Genomic DNA, 26,330 nt, shown 5'->3' on the forward strand with positions numbered 1-26,330 from the left:
ACCACACCATGCTGCAACTCCACTACGCCCCCAGCACCGCCGCCATGGCGCCGCACATCCTGCTGGAAGAAATCGGCCTGCCGTTTGAACTGCTGTTGGTCGACACCAGCGCAGGCGCACACAAGGCCCCGGCCTATCTGGCACTCAACCCCAACGGCCTGGTGCCGGTACTGACCGACGGCGACCTGGTGCTGTTCGAGTCCGCCGCCATCTGCCTGCACCTGTGCGACAGCCACCCCGCCGCGGGCCTGGCCCCGGCGGTGGGCACCGTGGAGCGCGCCCATTTCTACAAGTGGCTGGTGTGGATGACCAACACCTTGCAAAGCACGCTGATCGCCTACTTCTACCCGCACCGCTGGGTCAACCCCGGCAACACCGCCGCTGCCGCCGAAGTAAAGGCCCAGGCCGAGCACCGGGTCAGCGGCCTGCTGGCGCAACTCGATGCCGAGCTGGCCCGCCACGGCGGCCCCTGGCTGCTGGGCCCCACCTACTCCGCGCTGGACGCCTACGCGCTGATGCTCTGCCGCTGGACCCGCAACTTCGCCAGCGCCCCGGCGCGCACCTATCCGCACCTGGGGCCGTACCTGCAGACGGTGCTGGCGCGCCCGGCGGTGCAGCGGGTGTTTGCCACAGAGCAGTTGGCGCAGCCTTGGGTTTGATTTTGTAGATAAAAAGTGCCGCTGGCGCTTATGGAATGGGCGTGAGCCGCTACGAAAATGAGAGTATTGCGTGTGGCGCTCTTTTGAAGGAACCGTGCCGCCGTGTGGGTGGGGCGAAGCTTCACCGGGCTATAGTGGTTCGGCGTTTTGTCTGCGGGGTTTGTCGGGGTTTTAAACCCTGTATAAAAACCGGATCACCCTATGGGAAACACGTCGGCAAGCCACTTTCAGGAGATTTCGATGGATGATTCAAACCTCAGTCGCGGATGTAAACCTCAGGGTTTGCGGCGTACATCGCGTTAAAACCCTTCATGTCCTGCGCCTTCATCATCACAGTGGTTGCCGCGTCTGTCGGTCTGTTGTCTGGCTTGTGGCTTTGTTATCCAACGGCAGCACAGAACCCGCATAGCCTTGCGTGGGTTGCGAGTCCGCCGAACAAAGCTACTGAAGGGATGACCGCTCTAGCAATTGCTCAATCAGCACAGTACTCAGTTGGAGGGCTGCTTCTTGTCTTTGCGTTTTTTCTTCAAGTGCTGGCAGCTTTAGCGCCGCAAGCCACGATTCAAGCGTCGAATCCAATCCTTCAATCCAGTCTTTATGTTGTTGCCGCCATCGTTGCACTTGTGTCTCTTGTCGTCCTTGCGCCACTTTCTTTCGTCGCCTACCAATGGCGCGTAAAGGCAATGCACCGGAAAGTACGAGCAGCAGAAGAGCACTTAGCAAACTTTCCACGTCTTACCCCTCTTCCATGAGTGGAAGCCGTTTTAACTGGTCGCCTGAGTCGGATCGCTATGCGCCCGCTCGGCTTCAACGTTAGTCGCCTTGCCGCTTGCCACGCATCTGGTTCTTACGCGGCAGTGAGCGCAGCGTAGCAACCATCTTCAGATAAAAAGTACTGCTAGCGCTTATGGAATAAGCGCTAGCAGCTCCCAAAACAATAGCTACTGTGTTTTTACACAGCCTTCGGCTATAGTCGCTGCATGGCCAAAGACAAAACCATCTACACCTGCAATGAATGCGGCGGCACCTGCCCCAAGTGGCTGGGCAAGTGCCCGCACTGCCAGGCCTGGAACACGCTGATCGAATCCGTGGCCGAGCCGGTGGCGGCGAGCAAGAACAACCGCTTTGCGGCGCTGGCCAAAACCGCCGAGGTGATGGCCCTGGCCGATATCGAAGCTACCGACATGGACCGCACGCCCACCGGGCTGGACGAGCTGGACCGGGTGCTGGGCGGCGGCATTGTGGAGGGCGGCGTGGTGCTGATCGGCGGCGACCCCGGCATCGGCAAATCCACGCTGCTGCTGCAGGCGCTGGATGCGTTGCAACGCGCGGGCCAGAAGACGCTGTACGTGACCGGCGAGGAGAGCGGGGCGCAGGTGGCGTTGCGCTCGCGCCGCTTGGGCATTGTCAACAGCCAGGTGCAGGTGCTGGCCGAAATCCAGCTGGAAAAAATCCTCAGCACGCTGCAAACCCACCGCCCGCACATCGCGGTGATCGACTCGATCCAGACCGTCTATTCCGACCAGCTCACCTCGGCCCCCGGCTCGGTGGCGCAGGTGCGCGAATGTGCGGCGCACCTGACGCGCGCGGCCAAGGCCAGCGGCGTGGCCATTGTGCTGGTGGGCCACGTCACCAAAGAGGGCGCGCTGGCCGGCCCGCGCGTGCTGGAGCACATGGTGGACACGGTGCTGTACTTCGAGGGCGACACGCACAGCAGCTTTCGCCTGGTGCGCGCCATCAAGAACCGCTTTGGCGCGGTCAACGAAATCGGCGTGTTCGCCATGACCGAGCACGGCCTGAAGGGCGTGAGCAACCCCAGCGCCATCTTTTTGAGCCAGCACCCCGAGCCGGTGCCCGGCAGCTGCGTGATGGTGACGCTGGAAGGTACGCGCCCGCTGCTGGTGGAGATCCAGGCGCTGGTGGACAGCGGCGGGCCATCGCCCCGGCGGTTGAGCGTGGGCCTGGATAAAGACCGTCTGGCCATGCTGCTGGCCGTGCTGCACCGCCACGCGGGCATCGCCTGCATGGACCAGGACGTGTTTGTCAACGCCGTGGGCGGTGTACGCATCAGCGAGCCCGCCGCCGATTTGGCGGTGCTGCTGGCCATCACCTCCAGCCTGCGCGGCAAGCCGTTGCCCAAGGGCTTCATCGCTTTTGGCGAGGTGGGCCTGGCCGGTGAAGTGCGCCCCGCGCCGCGCGGCCAGGAGCGCCTGAAAGAAGCCGCCAAACTGGGCTTCAGCGTGGCCGTCGTGCCCAAGGCCAACGCCCCCAAAAAGCCCATCGAGGGCCTGACCATCCACGCCGTGGAGCGGGTCGAGCAGGCAATGGAAGTTGTGCGTTCTTTGACGTAGTATGGGGATATAGGTTTACCGCATCCTCCCATGGACTGGCTTCAAAAACTCCCCTCCACCTGCCGCTCTCCGGCGGGTTGGGAGTGGACTATCTGGCGCAAGCTGCCCATGGTGCTGCTGGTCGGTACCGTCGTTCCCCTCGCTGGCTGGTGCCTTTGGTATTGGCTCATGGCCTCCGATGCCGCTGCCGACCTGCGCGGGCTGCAGATTGTGGGCTACGCGGTGGTGGGGGTGGTGCTGTTCCACTGGTCGGCGGTGCTCACGGTGGCCATTGGCTGCGTGATCGTGATGCTGATGAAAGGCCCTGGCTACGTGGCCGACGGCTTTCCCGTGTCGCATAGCGACCAGCCCCGGGACCCGTCGCTCGATCGGCTCTAGACCTTAAGTTTTCGGTAATCTGTGTTTCCTACCATGGGCTGCATGGAGGAACCGATGCATAACCTGACTTCAATCGCCCGCGGGCTGCTCTGGGGCGCACTGGCCCTGGCCCCGTGGGCGCACGCCACCACCCCTGCCGAACAACTGGCGGGCTACACCGCCCAGGCAGGAGCGCCTGCCCAGGCCGCGCGTGGGCAGCAACTGTTCACTACCCGCCACGGCAAGGAATGGAGCTGCGCGTCGTGCCACACGGCATCGCCCACGGTGGAAGGCAAACATGCCAGTACCGGTAAAGCCATCCGTCCGCTGGCACCGGCGTTCAATCCCGAACGCTTCACCGATACCGCCAAAACCGAAAAATGGTTTCGCCGCAATTGCAACGACGTGTTCGCACGCGAATGCAGCGCCGCCGAAAAGGCTGACGTGCTGGCCTGGCTGGTGGCCCTCCAGCGCTGATGCGCATTTCTGGAAATTCCACCATGCACTTGCTTTTCGCCCGCCGCTGCGCCCTGGCGCTGGCCGCCACGCTGCTGTCCTGGGGTGCCGGGGCTGATTCCCGTGTACCCCTGCCCACGCCCTTGCCCAAGTTCCAGCAGGAGTGCGTGTCCTGCCACATCGCCTATCCGCCCGGCATGCTGCCTGCGGCTTCGTGGCGGCATTTGATGGGATCACTGAAGCAGCACTACGGCACCGACGCTTCGCTGGACGAAGCCAGCGTGCGCGAGATCAGCACCTGGCTGCAGGCCAATGCAGGCACCTACAAGCGGGTGAGCGCGCCGCCGCCGCAGGACCGCATCACCCAGTCGGAGTGGTTCATCCGCAAACACCGCGAGGTCGATCCGGCGGTCTGGAAGCAGTCGGCGGTAAAAAGCGCAGCCAACTGCGTCGCCTGCCACACCCGCGCCGACAGCGGCAGTTTCCGCGAATCGGAAATCACTTTCCCCCAAGGCCTGGATGCGCGCTTTCGCCGCCACTGGGATGACTGAAGGAGCCCCACATGAACGCAATGACCCCGTCGCCCGCCGCCGCATCCAGCGGCCCCGCCACCCGCCGCGTGGTGGATGCGCCCACCCGCGTTTTCCACTGGCTGTTTGCCTTGAGCTTTGTGGGCGCTTATTTAACGGCCGAGGGCGAGCGCTGGCGCATGCTGCACGTGACCCTGGGCTACACCCTGGCCGGTTTGCTGGTCTTTCGGGTGGTGTACGGGCTGGTGGGCCCCCGGCAGGCCCGGTTGTCCCTACTGTGGCGCAAGCTGGCGGGCCTGCCGCGGTGGCTGGCAGCAGCGGCGTCGCTGCAAGCGGTGGATGGGCGCCAGGCGCAGAACCTGGCCATGGCTTTGGCGGTAGTGGGCCTGCTGGTGCTGGCCTTGCCCTTGACCCTGTCGGGATACGCCAGCTATAGCGACTGGGGCGACGGGCTGGGCGAAGCGCATGAATTCCTGGGCAACGCCTTTCTGGCGCTGGTGCTCGGCCATTTGGCTTTGATGCTGATCCTGGGCCTGCTGCGCCGCAAGAATGTAGCCCGCAATATGTTGACGGGGCGGGTCGAAGGCCCTGGGCCCGACCTGGCCAAACGCAACCACGCTCTGTTGGCAGTATTGCTGCTGGTGGCGGTGCTGGCTTTTTGGGCCTGGCAATGGCAGCAGGCGCCGAACGGTCTGGTGGCGGGCCAGGATGGCAGCGTTATCCGCACAGAACATGATGCAGATTAAAGCGCCAACACCCGCAATGCCGGAAGATCAGCAGAAAAACAAAGGCAACTGACGATGCGCATTCTGTTGGCAGAAGATGACTCCCTGTTGGGCGACGGCCTGCGTGCCGGTTTGCGGCAATTGGGTTTTCAGGTGGATTGGGTGCGTGACGGCCTGGCGGCCGAGCGCGAACTGGCCACCGGCACCTACGCGGCAGCGGTGCTGGACCTGGGCCTGCCGCTGCAGGACGGCCTGGTGGCCCTGCAAAACCTGCGCCAAAGCGGTGTTTCCACCCCGGTGCTGGTCCTCACCGCCCGCGACACCGTGCCCGAGCGCATCCGCGGCCTGGACCTGGGGGCCGACGACTATGTGGTCAAACCGGTGGACCTGCACGAGCTGGGCGCGCGCCTGCGCAGCCTGGTGCGCCGCGCGCATGGCCAACTGCAAGAGTGGCTGTGCAGCGGGCCGGTGCAGCTGGACCCGGCCGCGCGGCAGGTACGGGTGCACGGCGAGAGCGTGGCCTTGTCCCTGCGGGAATTCGATGTGCTGCACACCCTGATGCGCAATGCGGGCCGCGTGCTGTCGCGCGACCAGTTGCAGCAGCAGATGTACAGCTGGGGGCAAGAGGTGGAGAGCAACGCCATCGAAGTGCACATCCACCACCTGCGCCGCAAGCTGGCGGTGGGCGTGGTGCAGACTGTGCGCGGCGTGGGCTACACCGTGCAGCGCGACCCGGCATGAAAGGCCGCTCCCTGCAAACCCGCCTGCTGGCCGGGGTGCTGGGGCTGGTGATGGTGGTGTGGCTGGGGGCGGCGGTGGCCACCTGGTTCGATGCCCGCCACGAACTCGACGAGCTACTCGACAGCCACCTGGCCCAGGCCGCGTCCCTGCTGGTGGCGCAGCAAATCGCGCCGGACGACGACGATGATGCCGCCATCGATACGCCAGCGGCCTACCGCTATGCCCCGCACGTGGCCTTCCAGGTGTTCCACGCGGGCGAGTTGGTGGTCCGCTCCGCCAACGCACCCGCTGCACCCATGGCCCCTTTGGTGGCCGGGTTCAGCACGGTGCGGATGCCGCAGGGCCGCGAGTGGCGGGTGTTTGCCAGCTTGCACAGCGCCCGCGATGTCTACGTGCTGGTGGGCGAAGAAACGGCGGCCCGCGGCGAGATCCTGCGGGCCATCTTGCGCAGCCTGCTGCTGCCGCTGGCCTTTGCCTTGCCGCTGCTGGCGCTGGGGGGCTGGTGGGCGGTGCGCCAGGGCCTGCAGCCGCTGCGCCAGCTCAGCCAGGTGCTGGGCCTGCGCCAGCCGCAAGCCCTGGAGCCGGTGCGGATTGCCGACCTGCCACCCGAAATGCGGCCCATGGTGCAGGCCTTGAACGGCTTGCTGGAGCGCATCGCCTACTTGCGCGAATCCGAGCGCCGCTTTACCGCCGATGCGGCCCACGAACTGCGCACCCCGATGGCCGCCATCCGCGCCCAGGCCCAGGTGGCGCTGGGTGCCGGGGCCGATGCCGACCAGCGCCAGCACGCGCTGCGGGCCACCCTGGAAGGCTGCGACCGCGCCACCCGGCTGGTCGAGCAGCTGCTGACGCTGGCGCGTCTGGAAGCCGATGGCACCGCGCACACCGACACGCTGGAGCTGTGCGCCGTGGCCCGCAGCACCGCCGCCGACCTGGCACCCGCCGCCCTGCAGCGCCAGCAAATCCTGGAGCTGGAAGCCGACACCCCCTGCACGGTGCCGGGCGACGCGGTGCTGGCCGGGGTGCTGGTGCGCAACCTGGTGGACAACGCCTTGCGCTACAGCCCGCCCGGGGCCCGTATCCAGATCCGCGTGGCGCAGGAGGGCGGGCAGACCGTACTGCACGTGGACGACAGCGGCCCGGGCATGGCCGAGGCCGATATGGCCCATCTGGGCGAGCGCTTTTACCGGCCGCTGGGCCAGGACCAGCCCGGCAGCGGTCTGGGCTGGTCCATCGTCCAGCGCGTGGCCGAAGTGCTGGGCGCGCAGGTACAGGTGGGCCGTTCACAGCGGCTGGGCGGGTTGGCGGTGGCGGTTCGCTGGTCCCCGGGTGGAGTCTGACAAAATCCCTGCATGCAATTTCAGAAAATCCTGGTTCCGGTGGGCGTTGTAGCGGTGGTGGTAGTGGCGTTTCGCGAATATTCCTGGGCCGGTGTGGCCCTGGCGCTGGGCCTGGTCGTGATGTGGGGGCTGCTGCATTTTTCCCGCATGATGCAGGTGATGACGCGCGCGGCCAACCGGCCCATCGGCACGGTGGCCAGTGCGGTGATGCTCAACGCCAAGCTGCGCCCCGGCGTGACCCTGCTGCACGTGGTGGCCATGACCAAGTCGCTGGGCGCGCTGCAAACCCCCAAAGACACCCAGCCTGAGCTGTACCGCTGGACCGATGCCAGCGCCTCGTTTGTGACCTGCACCTTCGCGGGTGGCAAGCTGGTGGAATGGCAACTGCTGCGCCCCCCGCAAGACGATGGCGAGCCGCCTGCTGCGGCCCCTGGCGCGGCCTGAGCAACCCGTAAAATTAGTTTCTTCACCCCTCTACAACCCCCCTAGGAACCGCCATGTCCCCGCTACCCCCTTCGATGTCTGACCGCGACGGCAAAATCTGGATGGACGGCCAGATGGTCGAATGGCGCGATGCCAAGATCCATGTGCTCACGCACACCCTGCACTACGGCTGCGGCGCGTTCGAAGGCGTGCGGGCCTACAACACCGTCAACGGCCCGGCCATCTTCCGCCTGCAGGAACACACCGAGCGCCTGTTCAACAGCGCCAAGATCCTGCGCATGCAGATCCCGTTCACCCAGCAAGAGGTCAACGATGCGCAATGCGCCGTGATCCGCGAAAACAAGCTCGAATCGGGCTACCTGCGCCCGCTGACCTGGATCGGTGACAAGAAGCTGGGCGTCTCGCCCAAGGGCAACACTATCCACCTGATGGTCGCCGCCTGGCCCTGGGGTGCCTACCTGGGCGAAGAGGGCATGCAGCGCGGCATCCGCGTGAAGATCTCCAGCTACACCCGCCACCACGTCAACATCACCATGACCCAGGCCAAGGCGGTGAGCAACTACACCAACTCCATCCTGGCCAACATGGAAGCCACCGACGACGGCTATGACGAAGCCATGCTGCTCGACGCCAACGGCTTTGTCAGCGAAGGCGCAGGCGAAAACCTGTTTGTGGTCAAGGGCGGCGTGGTCTACACCCCCGATCTGTCCGCCGGTGCCCTCAACGGCATCACCCGCAACACCGTGTTCCACATCTGCAAGGACCTGGGCCTGGAAGTGGTGCAAAAGCGCATTACCCGCGACGAGGTCTACATCGCCGACGAAGCCTTCTTCACCGGCACCGCCGCCGAAGTCACGCCCATCCGCGAACTCGACCGCATCGAACTCGGCCGCGACGACTACGTTGGCAGCCGCGGCCCGATCACCGCAAAAATCCAGGCGGCCTTCTTTGACATCGTCAACGGCCGCAATCCCAAATACGCCCACTGGCTCACGAAAGTCTGAACATGTCCATTGAACTGCTAGCCAAAGACCTGAACGCCCAAGGCGGCGTGTTCTGCCCCAGCCCCAAAGCCCACATGGCCCTGTGGAACAGCCACCCCAAGGTGTACCTTGACGTGGCCCATACCGGCCAGGCCAAGTGCCCTTACTGCGGCACGGTGTACGCGCTGAAGGCGGGTGAGCACTTCGGCGGTGGCCACTAACTCCCTGGTCATCGCCCCCCAGTGGATTGGGGACGCGGTGATGACCGAGCCGCTGATGCGCCGCCTGCAGGCGCGGGGCGAGCGGCTGACCGTGGGCGCGCTGCCCTGGGTGGCGCCGGTGTACCGGGCCATGCCGCAGGTGGCCGAGGTGGTCGAATTTCCGTTCCAGCACGGCGGCCTGCAGTGGCAGGCGCGGCGGGCCATGGCGGCACAGCTGCACGGTCGGTTTGACGCGGCCTACGTGCTGCCCAATTCACTCAAAAGCGCGCTGATTCCGTTTCTGGCGCGCATCCCCCGGCGGGTCGGCTACTTGGGCGAAGCCCGCATCGGCCTGCTGACCGAGCGGCTGAAAAATCCGCCCCGCGACGAGCGACCGCCCATGGTGGCCTTCTATTCCGCGCTGAGTGGCGAAACCGGCCTGGACCGCGACCGCCCCCGCTTGCAGATGCCGCCGCGCCTGGTGGCGCAGTCGCTGGCCGACCTGGGCCTGCAGCCCGGCGGCTATGCGGTGTTTGCGCCCGGGGCTGAGTTTGGCCCGGCCAAGCGCTGGCCGGCCGCCCACTTTGCCGCGCTGGCCCAGCAGCTGGACCTGCCGGTGGTGCTGTTGGGCTCGGGCAAGGAGCGGGCGCTGTGCGAGGAGATAGCTGCACCGGTCAACGCTGCGCGTCCCGGCTGGGCCCTGAACTTTGCAGGAAAAACCACGTTGGAGCAGGCGCTATCGGCGATAGCAGCTACCAAAACCATAGTAAGCAATGATTCCGGCCTGATGCACGTGGCCGCCGCTTTTGGCGTGCCGCAGGTGGCCATTTTTGGCTCCAGCAGCCCGCTGCACACCCCGCCGCTGAACGACCGTGCCCAGGTGCTGTGGCTCAAAAACGATGCCGCCTACCAGCCGCCGCTGGACTGCGCGCCCTGCTTCCAGCGTACTTGCCCGCTGGGCCACACCCGCTGCCTGGTGGATGTGACGCCGCAACGGGTGCTGGCGGCCCTGGCCTGAAGCTTGCGTGGCCGAATCGCAAGATCCTGCGGCCGAGTCGCAATTTGTGCTTGAATTCTGCAAAGAAATGTTACATTTCGCGGCTGCAGTGCTTTCGACATCGGCTGCAAGGATGCCTGGACAACCCGGGCGGAGGAAGCTGGGTCCCCATCCGGCCTGTTTGTCGGCCCGCTCAGGCTCTCGTAGAAACACACGGACCCCGCCCACACTCCGATGAACACCAAGAACCAAACCCCGATCCTGCAGCATCTGGTGGATATCACTGGCCACCGCGACCAATCTCGGCTGGAGCTGTCGGTGGTCTCGGCGCTGCGCCAGCTCATGGACATTCGCCGCATCCGCAAGCTCGAGTTCTCCACCCACCAAGGCGAAACCTCGGTACGCCCGGTGCTGCTGCTCGACGGCGGCCTGGTACTGGCCGAGAGCGAGCATCCGGGCCCAGAACACGGCGAGCCTCTCAGCGGCTACCCCGAGTTGCTGGAATGTATAGAACAAGAGACCAAAAGCACCCAGCGCATTGCCGCCGATGGTGGGGTCACGTTGTGGTTACCGGTGCGGCTGGACAAAAAGGTGGTGTCCTGCATCGAGATCACCAACGACAAGGCCTATAGCGCCCAGACGGTAGAGGTGATCCACGGCATCATCGAGGTCTACCGCAACTACCAGAGCCTGTTGGATTACAGCGAACGGGACGCGCTGACCGGCCTGTTCAACCGCAAGACCTTTGACGAGCAGTTCTCGCGCGCCGCCCGCAGCAGCGCACCGCCCGGTGAGCGGCGCGGCGTCGACACCCAGTGGCTGGCGGTCGTGGACATCGACCATTTCAAGCTGGTCAACGACCGCTTTGGCCATGTGTATGGCGACGAGGTGCTGATCCTGGTGGCCAATCTGCTGCGTTCTTCTTTCCGCGCCAACGACCGCATCTTCCGATTTGGCGGCGAGGAGTTCGTGGTGCTGCTGCGGTCGGCCGAGCTGGAGCGGGCCCGCAGCATCTTCAGCCGGTTCCGCAAAAACATTGAAGCGTACGAATTCCCCCAGGTCGGTCGCGTCACCGTCAGCGTGGGCTTTACCGGCACCAGCCAGGGTGCGCCGGTGGAGATCCTCGGCCATGCCGACCAGGCCCTGTACTACGCCAAGGAGCATGGCCGTAACCAGGTTTGCTTCTACGAAGAGTTGATGTCCAGCGGTGCCCTGCAAGTGGCCGACGCACACATGGACGTCGAGCTGTTCTAACTGCGCTACCGGGCGCAGCGACCAGGGCGGCCTACACCCAGCCCTCGGTGGCTATTTCCAGCCGTTCACCTGCGTGGCTGCACAGGAGCCGCTGCGCGCTGACCTTCAGCACCCAGGTTTGCTGCGCGTGCGGGTCCACCACATCCAGGGCCTGCGGGTCGAACACGGCGGCGCTGAAGGCCTCGGGGCTGCGCGCCGACGGGTAGCGGATCCATTGCACCGCCTGGGCCTGCGCCTGCTCGGCCAGCGCCAGGCAGGCCCGGTGGTCGCGCGGGTCGCTCCACACCGCGGCGTGGGCGTTCCAGGGCGGGCTTTCCAGGTTCAGGCAGGGGCCGGCCACCATGGCGTGAAACAGGGTCAGCGGGCCCACCAGATGGCCGCCGCGCAGGCCCTCGCTGTCCATCAGAAAACGCCAGCGCCAGTAGCCGACTTCGGCGCAGGCTGCCTCGGGCGAATCGGCCCCGTACCAGATACCGGTGGCCTGGGCCGGGCGAAAGCGCGAGGCGTGCAAGCCGGTGTGGCGAAACGGCGTGCCCAGCCGGGGGTCCAGCAGGACGGCCTCGGGCGGCAAGGGCGGCAGGCTGGCGGCCAGGATCTGCTCCAGCACCTGCAGCTCGGCCAGCGTGTCGACCAGACGCAGCGTGGCCATGCCCTCCAGGCCGTCCACGGCGCGCCAGACATCGCTTTCCAGGCCATGCTCGTACTCCGCCAGCGACTGGGTGATCCAGCCGGGGTCGATTTCCAGCGGGCTCACAGCTTGGCCCGCATGCTGTCCAGGTAGCTGGTCACCTGGACCAGGCCCTGCACGGTTTGCACCAGCTCCTTGGGTGTGCCGTTCAAGGCCTTGTTGTGGCTGGTCAGCCAGGCCAGGCGCCGCTGCGGGTCGCTGCCCACCATCGCATCCAGCGCGGCATAGGCCCGCACCAGCAGCGCGGCCAGCTCGCCCTCCTTGGTGCTGGGCTGCAGCGGCCGCTCGCCGGTGCCGATGCGCGAAATCGAGGCCTCGCTCAGGCCGATCACCTTGCCCAGCACCGTGCCGGTAAAGCCCAGCAGGGTGGCCGCCTGCAGCGTGGCTTTGGCCAGTACCATGCCGGGGTCGGGGGAGGGGGGCGGGACAGGTGCGGTGGCGGACATAGATATTCCATAAGTTTCAATTGAAAGAATATCAATATATTTTGCAATTTGCAAGCAATATTCTTTGAAACCCGCCACGCCGCCAATTGCTATATTTATAAGAGCTGCCCATGCTTATGAAATAAGCGCTGGCAGCCCATTTGGCCCTAGGTTGTGAGCGCCGTCAGTCGGCGCCCACGGGCCGCCTCAGCTGCGCGCTGCCGCCGGGTAGTCGGTATAGCCCTCGGGTCCCTGGCTGTACCAGGTGGCGGGCACATCTGGGTTCAGCGGCAGGCCGTGGGCGAAGCGGTAGGGCAGGTCCGGGTTGGCCAGGAAGGGGCGGCCAAAGGCAATGCCGTCGGCCTCGCCCGCGTCCAGTGCGGCCTGTGCGCGGGCCTGGCTGTAGTCGGAATTGAGGAACAGCGGGCCATGGAAGGCTTTGCGGATCACTGGGTGCACGGGGGCCCGGTCGGCCTTGCCGAAAGTACCGTTCAGCGGCGGCTCGCGCAGTTCCAGGTAGGCGATGCCGATGCCATCCAACGCCCGGGCGGCGGCGCTGAACAGGGCTTCGGGGTCGCTGTCGTTCACGCCCTGCGAGTCGCCGTTGGGCGACAGGCGCACCCCGGTGCGCCCGGCGCCCACGGTATCGGCCACGCGCTGGGCCACTTCGGCCAGCAGGCGGATGCGGTTTTCCACCGGGCCGCCGTAGGCGTCGTCGCGCAGGTTGCTGTTGTCGCGCAAAAACTGGTCGATCAGGTAGCCGTTGGCGGCGTGCACCTGCACCCCGTCAAAACCCGCCGCCATGGCGTTGCGGGCGGCGTGGGCGTAGTCGTCCAGCAGGCGTTTGATTTCGTCGAGGGCCAGGGGCCTCGCCTGGGCATAGCGCTGCTTGCCGCTGTAGGTGTGGGCGTCGCCCGGGGCGGTGGTGGCCGAGGCCGACACCGGCTGGGCGCCACCCAGAAAGCTGGGGTGCACGATGCGGCCCATGTGCCAGAGCTGCAGGTGGATGTGCCCGCCCGCCGCATGCACCGCGTCGGTCACCGGCTTCCAGGCCTCGACCTGTTGGCCAGTCCAGATGCCGGGGCCATAGGGCCAGCCCATGCCTTCGCGGCTGATGCCGGTGGCCTCGGAAATGACCAGCCCGGCCGACGCCCGCTGCGCGTAGTAGGTGGCCATCATGGGGGTGGGCACGTGCTCGCGCGTCGCCCGCCCGCGCGTCAGCGGGGCCAGCAGGATGCGGTTGGGGGCGGTGAAGTTGCCGATCTGGAGGGGGTCGAACAGGGAGGGCATAGGGGCAATGTCCAGAAAAAAGAAGGTGGGGCCGTGGGGCCAGATCTGGGCAGATGGGGCGTTGCGGCGAATTTGGAAGGGGCTGTGTACGAAACGCGGTGTTGCCGGACAGGCACCACCGCCCCATCCGCCAGGCGCGAAGCCGGTTTCACGTGAAACCTCGGCCGCTATCTATTCAGTAGCTGCTTGTGCTTATGCCATAAGCACAGGAGTCACTTTTTCCTTGAACTTTTCCGCAGCCGCTCAGGCCAGTGGCTGGTCGGTCGAGGGGCGCTTCCAGAGGTTGATGCCGCCGTCCACCGCGTGCTGGTCGATGCGGGCCAGTTCTTCGGCGCTGAAGTCGAGTTGCTTGAGCGCACCCACCAGTTCCACGATCTGCTCGGGGCGGCTGGCACCGATCAGGGCGCTGGTCATGCGCGGGTCGCGCAGCACCCAGGCGATGGCCATTTGCGCCAGGCTCTGGCCGCGCGCCAGGGCCATATCGTTCAGGGCGCTGACGTGGGCCAGGTTTTGCGGGCTCAGGTGTTCGCTCTTGAACGAGCCGCCGCCGGGCTGGTTGATGCGGGCGCTGGCCGGAATGCCGTTCAGGTACTTGTTGGTCAGCAGGCCCTGGGCCAGCGCGCTGAAGGCGATACAGCCCATGCCGTTGTCTTCCAAGGCGTTCAGCAGGTCTTCTTCGATCCAGCGGTTCATCATGCTGTACGACGGCTGGTGGATCAGGCAGGGCACGCCCATTTGCTTGAGCAGCGCAGCGGCCTCGCGGGTCTTGCCCGCCGAGTAGCTGGACACGCCCACGTACAGCGCCTTGCCCTGCTGCACCGCGCTGGCCAGCGCGCCCATGGTTTCTTCCAGCGGGGTGTCGGGGTCGAAACGGTGCGAGTAGAAGATGTCCACGTACTCCAGGCCCATGCGTTTGAGGCTCTGGTCCAGGCTGGACAGCACATATTTGCGTCCGCCGCCGCCCTGGCCATAGGGGCCGGGCCACATGTCGTACCCGGCCTTGCTGGAGATCACCAGCTCGTCGCGGTAGGGGCGGAAGTCGCGGCGCATGTGTTCGCCAAAGTTGCTCTCGGCGCTGCCGTAGGGCGGGCCGTAGTTGTTGGCCAGGTCGAAGTGGGTGATGCCCAGGTCAAAGGCGGTGGTCAGCATGGCGCGCTGGGTGGCCATGGACGTGGTGTCGCCAAAGTTGTGCCACAGGCCCAGGGTGATGGCGGGCAGTTTCAGGCCGCTGCGCCCGGTGCGGCGGTAATGCATTTTGTCGGCGTAGCGGTCGGCTGCGGCGTGGTAGCTCATGGGGTTTGTCTCCGGCATGTTGTGGGAATGGATGGAACATTCTAGGGAGTTGCGCAGGAGTTGGTGCGCTGCTCGTACTAAACCCTGTTGTCTAGTCGTTCCCGTAGCCATTGCCCCACCAGGGGCCAGATCTCCTTGCGGGCACTGCGCGAGAGGATGAGGCGGTTATGCGTGTAGTCTTCCAGAAAGCCCTGTGCTGTGCCACAGATCTCGAAGCTGCGGTCCACGCTGCCAAAGGCCTGCATCAGCTTGTGGCAGCCCAGTGGAGGGGCGATATGCCGGTCGCCTTTGCCCGCCAGGGCCAGCACCGGTAGCGTCAGGGTGGAGAGTCCGGCCAGGTAGTCAAAGCCATCGTCGCCATGGAACACCTGGCGCAAATTCCAGCGGCACCACTGGCGCATCATGGCGGCGTCTTCGTTTTCCGGGCCCATGCGCAAGCGGGGACCGTGGGCCGTGGGATGCCAGCGCAGGTAGCCGTCAAACAGCCGCAGTGCGGCACGGGCCCGCCAATGCCGTGCCGCCTCGGTGGCCTGGCTGGCCAGCATGGCCAGACCGGCAATTTTCTGCTGGCCTAGCTGCGGATGGCGTGCCAGCCACATCGCGGCCACCAGCCCACCGCCGGAATGGCCCACCCAGAACAGACGCTCGTGGCCGCTGTGGGCCAGCACCGCGTCCACCACACAGGGGACATCCCAGCGGGCCACCGCATCGAAGCAGGCGGCGGTCGCCGGTGTGCCGCTGTCGCCGCGCCCGCGCCAGTCGAACACCCAGGCCGTCCAGCCCATGGTCTCCAGGTAGCTGGCCAGCCCCAGGCAGGTGCCATGGTTGGAAAATGAGCCATGCGAGAGCAGCACCGGCGTGCCTTTGGGCGGACCGATGCGGCGCAACGCCAGGCGCACGCCGTCTGCGGTGGTGGCAAAAAAGGGCGTGCTGCCGCTCATGGCACCCGACCCTGGCACAGGCGGCGGGATTCGTCGGTAGCGGGGCGGCGGGGGCCGGAAATTCCCATGAGGATCTCTTTCTGCCGACACACGCCATGGGGGGCTTCAGATCCATATGGGCAGGCACCGGTGGGGCTCTGCATGGAATGCGCCGAGGCATCGAAACCCATGGGTCCTGCACCAGCGTTGGCTGTATTGAGCGGAACTGCAGGAGCATGGTAAAGCCCGCCCTGCCCGTAAAGGCTCACAAAAATGGCTCTAAATTGCTAAAAAACGTAACTGATGTGCGCGGGTTTTTTGCTCAGCAGGGCAGCTCGATCACAAAGCAGGCCCCGCCGCCTTCGCGGCCTTCGCAGCGCACCGTGCCGCCGTGGCGCTCGGCGATGGACTTGACCAGGGCCAGGCCCAGGCCGACGCCGCCGTTGGTTTCGCTGGCACCGGGCAGGCGGTAGAACGGCTCGAAGATGCGCTCGCGCAGCGCGGCGGGCACGCCGGGGCCGCGGTCGAACACGCGCAGCACGGCGTACTGGCCGTGTTGCTGCAGGCTGACGCTGACTTCGCCGGTGCTGTAGCGGCGGGCGTTTTCCAGCAGGTTGCGGATGGCGCGGCGCAGCAGTTTGGCCACGCCCTGGACCACGAAGGTTTGTTCGTGGTCGCCATCTGCGCTATCGGCACCTGCTTCGCCGACCTCGAACGCGGCATCCAGCCGGGCGCATTCTTCGGCCACCAGGCCGATCAGATCGACCTCTTCGACGGTGCCCATGTCGGCTTCCTTGGCGTCCAGGCGGCTGGCCAGCAGGATCTCTTCGACCAGCTGGTCGAGCTCGGCGATGTTACGGTTGATCTCGTTCTTGAAGGTGGGCGAGGGCGTGGAGCCCATCAGCTCCAGCCCCATGCGGATGCGGGTAAGCGGGCTGCGCAGCTCGTGCGAGGCATTGGCCAGCAGCGACTTTTGCGACTGCAGCAGGGTTTTGTGCGAGGCCACCAGGGTCTCGATGCGCTCGGCCGCGGTGTTGAAGCGCTGCGCCAGCAGACCGGCCTCGTCCTGCCCGTGGATGGGCACGCGCACCGAGAGGTCGCCCGCACCCCATTGCTCCACGCTGCGCTGCAGCGATTCCAGCCGCCGCGTCAGGCGCCGGATGATGGGGTACATGGCCAGCGCCATCGCCAGGCCCACCAGGCCCAGCGTCCAGAAGAAGCCGAAGGGCGGGCGCAGCCAGGCGGCGCGGGTAGGGCGGGGCAGGTGTACCAGCAGTTTCTGGCCGTCTTGCATCAGCACCACGAATTCGGGGCCCCGGCCCTGGGGCGCATCGGCTGGAGGCGGCGTGTCGCTGTTGGGTTCGTCGGCATCTTCGGGCTCCTCTGGCGCGCTGGCGGCGATGTGCGGGTAGCGTTCGCCGTCCGGCCCGCGGGTGGTGCTGCGCAGCCCGCGCGAGGTGCCCTTGCCGATGATCTCGCCGGACCGGTTGCGGATTTCCAGGTCGCGCAGCGGCGGGTCGGTGGCCATGCGCCAGGCCCAGCCCACCAGCAGCGTCAGCACCGCCACGGCCAGCAGCACGGCCAGCCAGATGCGGACGTACAGCCGCTGCAGCATATTGGGAAGAGTGGGTTGCATGGGGACGATGCTAAGGGATCAAAACGACATCCAATTCACAGGGCGAGCGCAGCAAGCCCCCTTCGCGAACAGCGCGGAACTGGCTTTGCCAGGCCGCCGCCGCAGCCCGGGGGGTGTTGCATCAATCCTGCTGCTTGGCGAACACGTAGCCTGCGCCGCGCACGGTGACGATGCGGCGCGGGTTCTTGGGGTCGGCCTCGATGGCGGCGCGGATGCGGCCCATGTGCACGTCGATGCTGCGGTCAAAGGCTTCCAGTTCGCGGCCCCGCACGGCTTCCATGATCTGGTCGCGGGTCAGCACCCGCCCGGCGCGCTCGGCCAGGGTCACCAGCAGGTCGAACTGGTAGGCGGTCAGGTCGCAGGCCTTGCCGGCCACCGACACCGAGCGCGCGTCGCGGTCGATCTCCAGCGTGCCGAACTGCAGCACCTTGTGCGGCGTGGCCGTGCCGTCGGTGCGGCGGCGCAGGATGGCGCGGATGCGGGCCAGCAGCTCGCGCGGCTCGAAGGGCTTGGGCAGGTAGTCGTCGGCACCCAGCTCCAGGCCGATGATGCGGTCCAGCGGGTCGCCCTTGGCGGTGAGCATCAGGATGGGGATTTGCGACACCTCGCCCGAGGTGGTGCGGATGCGGCGGCAGACTTCCAGGCCGTCCATGTCGGGCAGCATCAGGTCCAGGATCACCAGCTCGGGCCGGGTGGCGCTGGACGGGCCGTTGAGGATGCCCAGGCCGCCATTGGCGGTGGGCGAATGCGCCACCGTGAAGCCAGACTGGCCCAGGTACTCGCCCACCATACCGGCCAGGCGGGTGTCGTCTTCAATCATTAGCAGGTGTGCGCTCATGGGGTGTCCATCTTGAATCGGGGGGAAAGGAGAAATCGCTTTGTAAAGTGATGGTGCACCTTCGCTGCCAATCCCGGTTGTAGCCCCTGTAAAGTTGGGTAAAAACTTTACACAGGTTTTGCTCCTGAAATAAGAGCTGCTTACGCTTATTCCACAAGCGCAGAAGGCGTTTTTACCCTGGAAGCCAAGGCCACCAGCAGGAGCACCGGCACGCCCATCAGTGCCGTGGCGGTGAAGAACTGGCTGTAGCCGTAGGCATCCACAAACCGCCCCGAGAACCCGGCCAGCCATTTGGGTGCCAGCAGCATCATCGAGCTGAACAGCGCGTACTGGGTGGCCGAGTACTGCACGTTGGTCAGGCTGGAAAGATAGGCGATGAACGCCGCCGATGCAATGCCCCCGGCCAGGTTGTCGGCCGACACCACCCACACCAGGGCCTGCAGGTTGTGCCCCTGCCCGCCCAGCCAGGCAAACAGCAGGTTGGTGGCTGAGCTCAGCGCCGCGCCCAGCATCAGCACCCGCATCACGCCCAGGCGCATCGACAGCACGCCGCCGATGAAGGCCCCCGCCAGGGTCATGACCACCCCGAAAATCTTGGTCACCGCCGCCACCTCGTCCTTGGTGTAGCCCATGTCCACGTAAAACGGGTTTGCCATGATGCCCATCACCACGTCGCTGATGCGGTAGACGGCGATCAGCGCCAGGATTAGCAGGGCCTGGCCCTTGTAGCGGCGCAGAAAGTCGGCAAACGGCTCGATCAGTACGCTGCGCAGCCACTCGGCCGCGTTGCGGGTGGCGGGCATGGCGATGCGCACCGGTTCGCGGGACACCAGTACCGTGACCACGCCGACCAGCATGCTGGCGGCCATGACCAGGTAGGCGGTTTGCCAGGCGCCTGGCTGGTACAGCGGCGCCCCGGCCACCTCGGCCCGCGCGGCAATCCACAGCACCCCGGCCCCGGCCCAGATCATCGCCAGCCGGTAGCCGGTCTGGTAGGCCGCGGCCAGGGCGGCCTGGCGCTCGGTGTTGGCCGATTCGATGCGAAAGGCGTCCAGCGCAATGTCCTGCGTGGCCGAGCCAAAGGCCACCGCCAGCGCACACCAGACCACGCGGTTCAACGCCACCTGCGGGTCGGTGCTGGCCATGCCCACCAGGCCCAGCATGATGGCGGCCTGGGCCAGCAGCAACCAGCTGCGGCGACGTCCCAGCAGGCGCGTCAGCACGGGGATCGGCAGGTGGTCCACCAGCGGAGCCCAGACCCATTTGAAGCCGTAGGCCAGCCCCACCCAGCTCAGGTAGCCAATGGTGGTGCGGTCAATGCCGGCCTCGCGCAGCCAAAACCCCAGCGTGCCCAGCACCAGCAACAGCGGCAGCCCGGCCGAGAAGCCCAGCGACAGCATGCGCAGGGTGGCTGGCTCTTTGTAGACCTTGAGGGTGTCGATCCAGCGGACGGGGAGGGCTTGTTCGGTTGGCGAAGTGGGAATTGCGGGGCTGGCGGTGCGGGTTTGCGTCATCCGGGAATAATACGTTCTCAGGAGGATCTCGAATGGACGCAGAGCGTGGATGGGCACAGGTGCTGCTGGCGGCTGCGTTGCTGGCGGCCCCGCTGGCGTGGGCGCGTGACGGGGTGGAGGTGGGCGGCAACTCGGCGTTTTCCAAGCTGGTGCCGGCCGAGTCGGTGGAGCAAACCGCCCGCGCGCAGTACCAGCAAACCTTGCAGCAGGCGAACCAGCAGCAGGCGCTGGCCCCGGCCAACCACCCGCAACTGCTGCGCCTGCGCCGCATCGCCGCGCGCATCATCCCGTTTACCGCCGACTGGAACCCGCGCGCCAAAGACTGGCAGTGGCAGGTGAACCTGATCGGCAGCAACCAGATCAACGCCTGGTGCATGCCCGGCGGCAAGATCGCCTTCTACACCGGCATTCTGGACACGCTCAAGCTCACCGACGACGAAGTGGCTGCCGTGATGGGTCATGAGATCGCCCACGCCCTGCGCGAACACGCCCGCGAGCGCATGGGCAAGTCGGTGGCCACGAACCTGGGGGCTAATTTACTGAGCCAGTGGCTGGGTGCCGGGCAACTGGGCAACACGGTGATCGGCGGCGGGGCGCAGCTGCTGAGCCTGCAGTTCAGCCGCTCGGACGAAAGCGAGGCCGATCTGGTCGGTCTGGAGCTGGCCGCCCGCGCCGGTTTCGACCCGCGCGCAGGCATCACCCTGTGGCAAAAGATGGCCGCCCAGAACAAGGGTGCGCCGCCCCAGTGGCTCAGTACCCACCCGGCGGGCAGCACCCGCATTGCCGAAATGCAAAAGAACCTGCCCCGGGTTTTGCCGTTGTACGAGCAGGCTAAAAAGAGCTAAAAAAGTGCTTAAAAGTGCCTTTGGCGCTTATTCCATCAGCGCAAGCAGCTACTTTATCAATAGCAACCCGGCTTCAGGTCACCGGGGCCGGGTTGAACAGCACTAACGCGTTGTGCAGCTTCCAGTGCTCGGCCCAGGTTTTTTTGCGGCCACTGGCCACTTCCAGCATCAGGTGGAACAGCTCCCAGCCCACATCTTCGATGGTCGCCACCCCGTCGGCGATGGTGCCTGCGTTCACGTCCATCAGGTCGTGCCAGCGGCGGGCCAGGTCGCTGCGGGTGGCCACCTTGATGACAGGCACCGGGGCCAGGCCATAGGGCGTGCCGCGGCCGGTGGTGAAGACGTGCAGGTTCATGCCCGCGGCCAGTTGCAGGGTGCCGCAGATGAAGTCGCTGGCCGGGGTGGCCGCGTAGGTCAAACCCTTTTGCTTGAGCTTCTCGCCCGGCGACAGCACGCCGGTGATGGCCACCGAGCCGCTCTTGACGATGGAGCCCATGGCTTTTTCAACAATGTTGGACAGGCCGCCTTTTTTGTTGCCGGGCGTGGTGTTAGCGCTGCGGTCCACCTTGCCACGCTGCAGGTACGCGTCGTACCAGGCCATCTCTTTGACCATGGCCTCGGCCACTTCGGGGGTGCTGGCGCGCGAGGTGAGCTGGTCGATGCCGTCACGCACCTCGGTGGTTTCCGAGAACATCACGCTGGCCCCGGCGCGCACCAGCAGGTCGGTACAAAAACCCACGGCGGGGTTGGCGGTGACGCCCGAAAACGCGTCGCTGCCGCCGCACTGCACGCCCACCACCAGTTCTGCCGCAGGCACGGTGACGCGGCGGCGGGCGTTCAGGCGCTCCAGGTGCACTTCGGCCTGGCGCACGATGGATTCGACCATCGACATGAAGCCCACGTGCGCGTCGTCTTGCAGGCACACCACGTCGAGGGGGGTGTCGGCGCTGGTGCCCACATCGGCCACGTTGCGCTCGTCCACCAGCGGAATGGTGCCGGGCGGCATCAGGCGCTCGGGCTGCAGCTTTTCGCAGCCCAGGCTGACCACCATCACCTCGCCGCCAAAGTTGGGGTTCAGGCTGATGTTGCGCAGGGTGCGGATGGGAATCTCGGCGCCCGGCGCGTCGATGGCCACGCCGCAGCCGTAGCTGTGTTCCAGCGCCACCACGTCATCCACGTTGGGAAAGCGGTGCAGCAGCTCGGCCTTGATGCGCTGCACCGCGAAGTCGGTGACCCCGGCCACGCACTGCACCGTCTGGGTGATGGCCAAAATATTGCGCGTGCCCACCGAGCCGTCGGCGTTGCGGTAGCCCTCAAAGGTGTAACCCTCCAGCGGGGGCTGGGCTTCGGGCTTGACGGTGGCCATGGGCAAGTCGGTCAGCCCGCGTGCATCGGGCATGCGCAGCAGGCGCTCGTGCACCCAGCTCCCGGCGGGAATGTCTTGCAAAGCGTAGCCGATGGGGATGCCGTAGCGCAGTACCGGCCCATCGGCGGGCAGGTCGACCAGCGCCACTTTGTGGCCCTGGGGCACTTTGTCGACCAGCACCAGGCCGCCAGGCAGCACCGTGCCTGCGGCCAGGCCGCCGTCGTTGGCCACGATGGCGACGTTGTCGCGCAGGTGCATGCGGATGGTGTGGGGCGTAGCTGCTGGCATCAAAATCTCCAATGTGGGCACGATTATCTGACAACTTTATAAGTTGTCAAGCAAACTAAGCGGTCTTCAGGGCAGCGGCGTGCGCTCGAAAATCCGCCGTTTGGCGTTCAGTACGTGGATGCGGATGGCCTCGGCCGCCTCGGCGGAGGCGCGGCGCTCGATGGCATCGACGATGGCCTGGTGCTCGGCCTGGGTGGCGCGCACGCGGGTCGGGCTCTTCTTGTCGGTCACGTTGCGGGCCAGCTCGATGAACTGCCGGATCGGGGCCACGCTGGTGGCGATGGTGGCTACAAAAAACGGGTTGTGCGAGGCGTTGGCAATGGCCAGGTGGAAGCGCACGTCTTCTTCGGCCCCGGACTGGCCGCTCTCCATGGCGGTGTTCAGCGCGTCGAAGGCGGCGTGCAGGGCCACCAGGTCGTCGTCGTCGCGGAACTCGGCGGCCCCGGCGGCAGCGCCCATTTCAATGCAGCTGCGGAATGCGTAATAGCGCTCGATGTCGGCCAGGCTTTTGATCGGCGTGGCCACCACCACCGGTGCGCCTGGCGCGCGGATGACGGTGCTGCCCGCGCCGCGCTTGGAGTCGATGATGCCGTCCGAGCGCAGCCGCGCCAGCGCCTCGCGCACCGTGGGCCGCGACACGCCAAACTGGGCACTCAAGGCGCCTTCGGTGGGCAGCCTGTTGTGCGGCGTAAAGTCGCCACGCAGAATGGCCTCGACCACGCGGGCGTAGATGCGGTCGGGCAGGGAACCGACACCGTCGGTTTGCAGCAGGGTTTCGTTCATGGCGGCAGGGGCAGAGGAGTTGGCATTCTGACAGGCTCTGACAAGTTACCCGAAAATACGCAAAGTTGTTTGACACATTTACATAAATTCATAGAATGCCTGACAACACCCGGGCTGTGTCCAGGTGCCTACTTATTCGGAGACCCCCATGAAAAAGACCCTTGCCCTGGTATCGATGGCCCTTGCACTGTCTACCAGTGCCTACGCCTGGCCCGACAAAACCGTCACCCTGGTGGTGCCGTTCCCGCCCGGCGGCTCGTCGGATGCGCTGGCCCGCGCCATTACCCCCAAGCTGCAAGAGAAGTTCAAGCAAACCGTCATCGTGGAAAACAAGGCCGGGGCCACCGGCAGCATCGGCGCGGCCTATGTGAAACGGGCCGCACCCGATGGCTACACCCTGATGGTCACCTCGCTGGGGCCGCTGGTCATCACCCCGCACCTGCTGAAGGTGGCCTACGACCCGGCCAAAGACTTTGACTACCTGACGGTGGCCGTGCAAGCCCCCAACGTGCTGGTGGTGCCCGCGGCCTCGCCGTTCAAAACCGTGGCCGACCTGATTGCCGCCGAAAAAGCCAATCCCGGCGCGCTGACCTTTGCCTCGGCAGGCAATGGCTCGTCCGACCACCTGAGCGCCGAACTGTTCTGGCTGCAAACCGGCACCTCCGGCCTGCACGTGCCCTACAAGGGCGGCGCGCCCGCCATTACCGACCTGCTGGGCAGCCAGGTGGATGCGGCGTTCCAGAACATCAACTCGGTGATCCAGCACATCCACGCGGGCAAGCTGCGCACCCTGGCCATCGCCAGCGACAAGCGCTCGCCCCTGCTGCCCAATGTGCCCACCCTGGCCGAAGCCGGCGTGAAGGACGCGGTGGCCACTTCCTGGCAGGGCGTGGTGGCCCCCAAGGGCTTGCCGCCCGAAGTCAAGGCCCAGATCCACGCCGCACTGATGGAGGCCCTGGCCGACCCGGTGGTGAAGCAAAAGTTTATCGACGTCGGCTTTGAGCTGGTGGCCAACACCCCCGAGCAGTTCGCCGCCTACCAGGCCAGCGAGTCGGCCCGCTGGAAGAAGCTGATCGAAACCCGCAAAATCGCCGCCGACTGATTACCTCCGGCATTCGTTCCAACCCCAGCGTGCCCGCTTGGCACTGGGGGGTAAGGCCGCTGGTCGGCCGCACCCCACGCAGGTGCTTTGGCCGATCAAGGCCCTGGTTTTTTCGCCCACTGACCACCACCACTGAGACACCGTATGCCAAACATCCACCTCGCTTCTTCGATTAGTCTGTACCCGGCGCGCTGCCATGCGGTGTACGCGCTGTACGCCGAAGCCACTGGTGCGGTGTAAGACCATGGCGACCACCACACGCCTGGTCAAGGCCGCATCGATCGCTGCATCCATTGCCATCTTCACCGCCCTGTCTGCCAGCCTGGCGCTGGCGCAGGGCTCGTTCCCCAGCCGCCCGGTCACCCTGGTTGTGCCGTTTGCTCCTGGTGGAGGCACCGACACCGGCGCGCGCCTGGTGGCGCAGAAGCTGTCCCTGAAATGGGGCCAACCGGTGGTGGTGGACAACAAAGGCGGGGCTGCCGGGATGATCGGGGCCGAATTTGTGTCCAAGGCCAAGCCCGACGGCTACACCCTGCTGATGGGCAACATCGGCACCCAGGCCATCAACCCGGCGCTGTACAAAAAGATGCCCTACGACCCGGACCGCGCCTTCGAGCCCGTCTCGCTGGTGGCCGAGTTGCCGCTGGTCATGCTGCTCAACCCCCAGGTGCCCGCCAAGACCGCCAAGGAATTCATCACCTACGCCAAGGCCCAGCCGGGCAAGCTGAGCTACAGCAGCTCGGGCGCGGGCGGCTCCATGCACCTGGCCGCCGAGATGTTCAAAAGCGGCACTGGCACCTTTGTGCTGCACGTGCCCTACCGGGGCGGCGGCCCGGCCATTGCCGACCTGATCGCGGGCCACGTGCAACTTACCTTCGCCACCGTGCTGGAGAGCAGCGGCCACATCAAGTCGGGCAGCCTGCGGGCCCTGGCCGTGACCGGCGACAAGCGCGTACCGGCACTGCCCGACGTGCCCACGCTGGCCGAAGCCGCACTGCCGGGCTTCAACTCTATTTCCTGGATCGGCATCCTGGCCCCCGGCGGCACGCCCAAGGACGTGGTGGACAAAATCTCGGCCGATGTGCGCGAGGTGCTGGCCGCCGACGACACCCAGCGCAGGCTGACCGAACTGGGCGCGCTGCCCAAGGGCACCACCCCCGCCCAGTTCCAGCAGCTCATCGCCAATGACCGCAAGCGCTACACCCAAATCATCCAGGACCAGAAAATTGGCCTTGACTGAGCCAGAAAGCACACCATGACCAGCCGCCCCCCACTTTTGCAAAATGGCCCCTTGGCCCCCGCCCTGGAGGCCGCGTTGGCCGCCGAATTTGACGTGCAGCGCCTGGCCGACCAGGCCGATCCGCAGGGCTTTCTGGCCCAGCATGGCGCGCGCTTCACCGGCCTGGCCACCTCGGCCCCGGCGGGGGCCTCGGCCGCACTGCTGGCAGCGCTGCCGGGCTTGCGCGTCATCTCCAGCCACGGCGTAGGGCTGGACAAGATCGATCTGGCGGTGGCCGCCCAGCGCGGCATCCAGGTGGGCTACACACCCGAGGTGCTGAACGACTGCGTGGCCGACCTGGCCATGGCCTTGCTGCTGGACGTGGCCCGCGGCACCAGCGCCGCCGACCGCTTTGTACGCCGGGGTGCCTGGCCCACGGCCAAGTTTCCGCTGGCGCGCAAGGTCACCGGCCAGCGCCTGGGCATTCTGGGCCTGGGCCGTATTGGCCGCGCCATCGCCCAGCGCGCTACCGGCTTCGAGATGCAGATCCGCTACACCAACCGCAAGCCGGTGGCCGGTGTGCCTTGGAAGTTCGAGCCTGCGCTGGTGGAGCTGGCCCGCTGGGCCGACACCCTGGTGGTCATTGCCGCCGGGGGCGCGTCCACCCACCACCTGGTGAACGCCGAGGTGCTGGACGCGCTGGGCCCCAACGGCTTTCTGGTCAACGTGGCGCGCGGCTCGGTGGTAGACCAGGCGGCCCTGGTGCAGGCCCTGCAAACCGGCCGCATCGCCGGGGCCGGGCTGGACGTGTACGCCGATGAACCCCATGTGCCGCCCGAGCTGATGGCGCTGGACAACGTGGTGCTGCTGCCGCACATCGCCAGCGCCACCCGCGAAACCCGCCAGGCTATGGAAGCGCTGACGGTGGCCAACCTGCGGGCCTTTTATGCCACGGGGCAGGTACAGGCCTCGGCTTTGGCATGAAATAGGCCTCTAGCGCTTATTCCATCAGCGAGAGCAGCTATTGTTTTTGTAGTTTTTGCGGTGGCCCAGGCCGGTTTTTATCCGGCATGATGGAGCCCTGCA

The 26,330-nt window shown here is 66.1% G+C and carries 28 protein-coding genes; 18 read left to right on the forward strand and 10 right to left on the reverse strand.

Annotated features, from left to right (window positions below):
- Window positions 1-8: 8 nt before the first annotated feature.
- The 14 genes from AB3G31_RS00775 (at window position 9) to AB3G31_RS00840 (ending at window position 11,037) form a co-directional block, all read left to right on the forward strand.
- Window positions 9-659 carry a glutathione S-transferase family protein gene (locus tag AB3G31_RS00775; protein WP_367848345.1) on the forward strand — a complete coding sequence of 217 codons (651 nt, stop codon included), beginning with the start codon at window positions 9-11 and terminating at the stop codon, window positions 657-659.
- Between the two features lie 311 nt (window positions 660-970).
- Window positions 971-1,411 (forward strand): hypothetical protein, encoded by a 441-nt coding sequence (locus tag AB3G31_RS00780; protein WP_367848346.1) that lies wholly within the window; start codon window positions 971-973, stop codon window positions 1,409-1,411.
- Between the two features lie 228 nt (window positions 1,412-1,639).
- Window positions 1,640-3,010 (forward strand): DNA repair protein RadA, encoded by a 1,371-nt coding sequence (gene radA, locus AB3G31_RS00785; protein WP_367848347.1) that lies wholly within the window; start codon window positions 1,640-1,642, stop codon window positions 3,008-3,010.
- 30 nt (window positions 3,011-3,040) lie between these two features.
- Window positions 3,041-3,388 (forward strand): hypothetical protein, encoded by a 348-nt coding sequence (locus AB3G31_RS00790; RefSeq protein WP_367848348.1) that lies wholly within the window; start codon window positions 3,041-3,043, stop codon window positions 3,386-3,388.
- A gap of 54 nt (window positions 3,389-3,442) precedes the next feature.
- Window positions 3,443-3,844 carry a DUF1924 domain-containing protein gene (locus AB3G31_RS00795; RefSeq protein ID WP_367848349.1) on the forward strand — a complete coding sequence of 134 codons (402 nt, stop codon included), beginning with the start codon at window positions 3,443-3,445 and terminating at the stop codon, window positions 3,842-3,844.
- 23 nt (window positions 3,845-3,867) lie between these two features.
- Window positions 3,868-4,374 (forward strand): diheme cytochrome c, encoded by a 507-nt coding sequence (locus AB3G31_RS00800; protein WP_367848350.1) that lies wholly within the window; start codon window positions 3,868-3,870, stop codon window positions 4,372-4,374.
- Window positions 4,375-4,385: 11 nt separating this feature from the next.
- The gene (locus tag AB3G31_RS00805; protein WP_367848351.1) at window positions 4,386-5,099 is read left to right on the forward strand and encodes a cytochrome b/b6 domain-containing protein; all 714 of its coding nucleotides are present in this window, start codon (window positions 4,386-4,388) and stop codon (window positions 5,097-5,099) included.
- A 54-nt stretch (window positions 5,100-5,153) separates the two neighbouring features.
- A complete protein-coding gene (locus tag AB3G31_RS00810) occupies window positions 5,154-5,819 on the forward strand; it encodes a response regulator (protein WP_367848352.1) in 666 nt (221 codons plus the stop codon).
- Window positions 5,816-7,159 carry an ATP-binding protein gene (locus AB3G31_RS00815; protein ID WP_367848353.1) on the forward strand — a complete coding sequence of 448 codons (1,344 nt, stop codon included), beginning with the start codon at window positions 5,816-5,818 and terminating at the stop codon, window positions 7,157-7,159. Before AB3G31_RS00810 ends, AB3G31_RS00815 begins: the two co-directional genes overlap by 4 nt.
- A 12-nt stretch (window positions 7,160-7,171) precedes the next feature.
- A complete protein-coding gene (locus tag AB3G31_RS00820) occupies window positions 7,172-7,603 on the forward strand; it encodes a glycerate kinase (protein WP_367848354.1) in 432 nt (143 codons plus the stop codon).
- A gap of 53 nt (window positions 7,604-7,656) precedes the next feature.
- Window positions 7,657-8,607, forward strand: coding sequence for a branched-chain amino acid transaminase (locus AB3G31_RS00825; RefSeq protein WP_367848355.1), 951 nt, complete (start codon window positions 7,657-7,659; stop codon window positions 8,605-8,607).
- A 2-nt stretch (window positions 8,608-8,609) separates the two neighbouring features.
- A complete protein-coding gene (locus AB3G31_RS00830; protein WP_367848356.1) occupies window positions 8,610-8,807 on the forward strand; it encodes a zinc-finger domain-containing protein in 198 nt (65 codons plus the stop codon).
- A 40-nt stretch (window positions 8,808-8,847) separates the two neighbouring features.
- A complete protein-coding gene (waaF, locus tag AB3G31_RS00835) occupies window positions 8,848-9,804 on the forward strand; it encodes a lipopolysaccharide heptosyltransferase II (RefSeq protein WP_367850271.1) in 957 nt (318 codons plus the stop codon).
- A gap of 213 nt (window positions 9,805-10,017) precedes the next feature.
- Window positions 10,018-11,037 carry a GGDEF domain-containing protein gene (locus AB3G31_RS00840; RefSeq protein WP_367848357.1) on the forward strand — a complete coding sequence of 340 codons (1,020 nt, stop codon included), beginning with the start codon at window positions 10,018-10,020 and terminating at the stop codon, window positions 11,035-11,037.
- Between the two features lie 31 nt (window positions 11,038-11,068).
- Here the strand turns inward: AB3G31_RS00840 and AB3G31_RS00845 are convergent, their stop codons facing one another.
- The 8 genes from AB3G31_RS00845 to AB3G31_RS00880 all read right to left on the reverse strand — a co-directional run bounded on the left by AB3G31_RS00845 (window position 11,069) and on the right by AB3G31_RS00880 (window position 19,641).
- Entirely contained in the window at window positions 11,069-11,791 is a 723-nt protein-coding gene (locus AB3G31_RS00845) for an RES family NAD+ phosphorylase (RefSeq protein WP_367848358.1), read from the reverse strand.
- A complete protein-coding gene (locus tag AB3G31_RS00850) occupies window positions 11,788-12,171 on the reverse strand; it encodes an antitoxin Xre/MbcA/ParS toxin-binding domain-containing protein (protein ID WP_367848359.1) in 384 nt (127 codons plus the stop codon). The genes AB3G31_RS00845 and AB3G31_RS00850 overlap by 4 nt, the downstream gene beginning before the upstream one ends.
- 186 nt (window positions 12,172-12,357) lie before the next feature.
- Entirely contained in the window at window positions 12,358-13,440 is a 1,083-nt protein-coding gene (locus AB3G31_RS00855; RefSeq protein WP_367848360.1) for an alkene reductase, read from the reverse strand.
- A gap of 243 nt (window positions 13,441-13,683) precedes the next feature.
- On the reverse strand, window positions 13,684-14,733 hold the full coding sequence (gene mgrA, locus AB3G31_RS00860) for an L-glyceraldehyde 3-phosphate reductase (RefSeq protein ID WP_367848361.1): 1,050 nt from the start codon (window positions 14,731-14,733) through the stop codon (window positions 13,684-13,686).
- A gap of 77 nt (window positions 14,734-14,810) precedes the next feature.
- Window positions 14,811-15,674 carry an alpha/beta fold hydrolase gene (locus AB3G31_RS00865; RefSeq protein ID WP_367848362.1) on the reverse strand — a complete coding sequence of 288 codons (864 nt, stop codon included), beginning with the start codon at window positions 15,672-15,674 and terminating at the stop codon, window positions 14,811-14,813.
- 301 nt (window positions 15,675-15,975) lie between these two features.
- Window positions 15,976-17,289: a sensor histidine kinase gene (locus AB3G31_RS00870; RefSeq protein WP_367848363.1), complete on the reverse strand. Its 1,314-nt coding sequence runs from the start codon at window positions 17,287-17,289 to the stop codon at window positions 15,976-15,978.
- Between the two features lie 121 nt (window positions 17,290-17,410).
- Window positions 17,411-18,127 (reverse strand): winged helix-turn-helix domain-containing protein, encoded by a 717-nt coding sequence (locus AB3G31_RS00875; protein WP_367848364.1) that lies wholly within the window; start codon window positions 18,125-18,127, stop codon window positions 17,411-17,413.
- 146 nt (window positions 18,128-18,273) lie between these two features.
- Complete coding sequence (locus AB3G31_RS00880) at window positions 18,274-19,641, reverse strand: AmpG family muropeptide MFS transporter (protein ID WP_367848365.1); 1,368 nt, start codon at window positions 19,639-19,641, stop codon at window positions 18,274-18,276.
- A gap of 32 nt (window positions 19,642-19,673) precedes the next feature.
- On the opposite strand from AB3G31_RS00880, the gene AB3G31_RS00885 reads away from it, so the two are divergent.
- On the forward strand, window positions 19,674-20,486 hold the full coding sequence (locus tag AB3G31_RS00885; RefSeq protein WP_367848366.1) for a M48 family metallopeptidase: 813 nt from the start codon (window positions 19,674-19,676) through the stop codon (window positions 20,484-20,486).
- A gap of 73 nt (window positions 20,487-20,559) precedes the next feature.
- Here AB3G31_RS00885 and garD read toward each other — a convergent pair whose 3' ends face one another.
- Window positions 20,560-22,140: a galactarate dehydratase gene (gene garD, locus AB3G31_RS00890; RefSeq protein WP_367848367.1), complete on the reverse strand. Its 1,581-nt coding sequence runs from the start codon at window positions 22,138-22,140 to the stop codon at window positions 20,560-20,562.
- Between the two features lie 66 nt (window positions 22,141-22,206).
- Window positions 22,207-22,923: a FadR/GntR family transcriptional regulator gene (locus AB3G31_RS00895; protein WP_367848368.1), complete on the reverse strand. Its 717-nt coding sequence runs from the start codon at window positions 22,921-22,923 to the stop codon at window positions 22,207-22,209.
- Window positions 22,924-23,071: 148 nt separating this feature from the next.
- Here AB3G31_RS00895 and AB3G31_RS00900 point away from each other — a divergent pair, with 148 nt between their 5' ends.
- The 3 genes from AB3G31_RS00900 (at window position 23,072) to AB3G31_RS00910 (ending at window position 26,228) form a co-directional block, all read left to right on the forward strand.
- Window positions 23,072-24,025 (forward strand): Bug family tripartite tricarboxylate transporter substrate binding protein, encoded by a 954-nt coding sequence (locus AB3G31_RS00900; RefSeq protein WP_367848369.1) that lies wholly within the window; start codon window positions 23,072-23,074, stop codon window positions 24,023-24,025.
- 244 nt (window positions 24,026-24,269) lie between these two features.
- Window positions 24,270-25,265: a Bug family tripartite tricarboxylate transporter substrate binding protein gene (locus AB3G31_RS00905; RefSeq protein ID WP_367848370.1), complete on the forward strand. Its 996-nt coding sequence runs from the start codon at window positions 24,270-24,272 to the stop codon at window positions 25,263-25,265.
- Between the two features lie 15 nt (window positions 25,266-25,280).
- A complete protein-coding gene (locus AB3G31_RS00910) occupies window positions 25,281-26,228 on the forward strand; it encodes a 2-hydroxyacid dehydrogenase (RefSeq protein ID WP_367848371.1) in 948 nt (315 codons plus the stop codon).
- The last annotated feature ends 102 nt before the right edge of the window (window positions 26,229-26,330 follow it).

The sequence above is a fragment of the Rhodoferax sp. WC2427 genome (assembly GCF_040822085.1).
Classification (GTDB): Bacteria; Pseudomonadota; Gammaproteobacteria; order Burkholderiales; family Burkholderiaceae_C; genus Rhodoferax_B.

Coding starts and splice junctions, on each gene's coding strand:
- AB3G31_RS00775 (WP_367848345.1), top strand. CDS start 9: ATGCTGCAACTCCACTACGCCCCCAGCACCGCCGCCATGGCGCCGCAC.
- AB3G31_RS00780 (WP_367848346.1), top strand. CDS start 971: ATGTCCTGCGCCTTCATCATCACAGTGGTTGCCGCGTCTGTCGGTCTG.
- radA (WP_367848347.1), top strand. CDS start 1,640: ATGGCCAAAGACAAAACCATCTACACCTGCAATGAATGCGGCGGCACC.
- AB3G31_RS00790 (WP_367848348.1), top strand. CDS start 3,041: ATGGACTGGCTTCAAAAACTCCCCTCCACCTGCCGCTCTCCGGCGGGT.
- AB3G31_RS00795 (WP_367848349.1), top strand. CDS start 3,443: ATGCATAACCTGACTTCAATCGCCCGCGGGCTGCTCTGGGGCGCACTG.
- AB3G31_RS00800 (WP_367848350.1), top strand. CDS start 3,868: ATGCACTTGCTTTTCGCCCGCCGCTGCGCCCTGGCGCTGGCCGCCACG.
- AB3G31_RS00805 (WP_367848351.1), top strand. CDS start 4,386: ATGAACGCAATGACCCCGTCGCCCGCCGCCGCATCCAGCGGCCCCGCC.
- AB3G31_RS00810 (WP_367848352.1), top strand. CDS start 5,154: ATGCGCATTCTGTTGGCAGAAGATGACTCCCTGTTGGGCGACGGCCTG.
- AB3G31_RS00815 (WP_367848353.1), top strand. CDS start 5,816: ATGAAAGGCCGCTCCCTGCAAACCCGCCTGCTGGCCGGGGTGCTGGGG.
- AB3G31_RS00820 (WP_367848354.1), top strand. CDS start 7,172: ATGCAATTTCAGAAAATCCTGGTTCCGGTGGGCGTTGTAGCGGTGGTG.
- AB3G31_RS00825 (WP_367848355.1), top strand. CDS start 7,657: ATGTCCCCGCTACCCCCTTCGATGTCTGACCGCGACGGCAAAATCTGG.
- AB3G31_RS00830 (WP_367848356.1), top strand. CDS start 8,610: ATGTCCATTGAACTGCTAGCCAAAGACCTGAACGCCCAAGGCGGCGTG.
- waaF (WP_367850271.1), top strand. CDS start 8,848: ATGACCGAGCCGCTGATGCGCCGCCTGCAGGCGCGGGGCGAGCGGCTG.
- AB3G31_RS00840 (WP_367848357.1), top strand. CDS start 10,018: ATGAACACCAAGAACCAAACCCCGATCCTGCAGCATCTGGTGGATATC.
- AB3G31_RS00850 (WP_367848359.1), bottom strand. CDS start 12,171: ATGTCCGCCACCGCACCTGTCCCGCCCCCCTCCCCCGACCCCGGCATG.
- AB3G31_RS00855 (WP_367848360.1), bottom strand. CDS start 13,440: ATGCCCTCCCTGTTCGACCCCCTCCAGATCGGCAACTTCACCGCCCCC.
- mgrA (WP_367848361.1), bottom strand. CDS start 14,733: ATGAGCTACCACGCCGCAGCCGACCGCTACGCCGACAAAATGCATTAC.
- AB3G31_RS00865 (WP_367848362.1), bottom strand. CDS start 15,674: ATGAGCGGCAGCACGCCCTTTTTTGCCACCACCGCAGACGGCGTGCGC.
- AB3G31_RS00870 (WP_367848363.1), bottom strand. CDS start 17,289: ATGCAACCCACTCTTCCCAATATGCTGCAGCGGCTGTACGTCCGCATC.
- AB3G31_RS00875 (WP_367848364.1), bottom strand. CDS start 18,127: ATGAGCGCACACCTGCTAATGATTGAAGACGACACCCGCCTGGCCGGT.
- AB3G31_RS00880 (WP_367848365.1), bottom strand. CDS start 19,641: ATGACGCAAACCCGCACCGCCAGCCCCGCAATTCCCACTTCGCCAACC.
- AB3G31_RS00885 (WP_367848366.1), top strand. CDS start 19,674: ATGGACGCAGAGCGTGGATGGGCACAGGTGCTGCTGGCGGCTGCGTTG.
- garD (WP_367848367.1), bottom strand. CDS start 22,140: ATGCCAGCAGCTACGCCCCACACCATCCGCATGCACCTGCGCGACAAC.
- AB3G31_RS00895 (WP_367848368.1), bottom strand. CDS start 22,923: ATGAACGAAACCCTGCTGCAAACCGACGGTGTCGGTTCCCTGCCCGAC.
- AB3G31_RS00900 (WP_367848369.1), top strand. CDS start 23,072: ATGAAAAAGACCCTTGCCCTGGTATCGATGGCCCTTGCACTGTCTACC.
- AB3G31_RS00905 (WP_367848370.1), top strand. CDS start 24,270: ATGGCGACCACCACACGCCTGGTCAAGGCCGCATCGATCGCTGCATCC.
- AB3G31_RS00910 (WP_367848371.1), top strand. CDS start 25,281: ATGACCAGCCGCCCCCCACTTTTGCAAAATGGCCCCTTGGCCCCCGCC.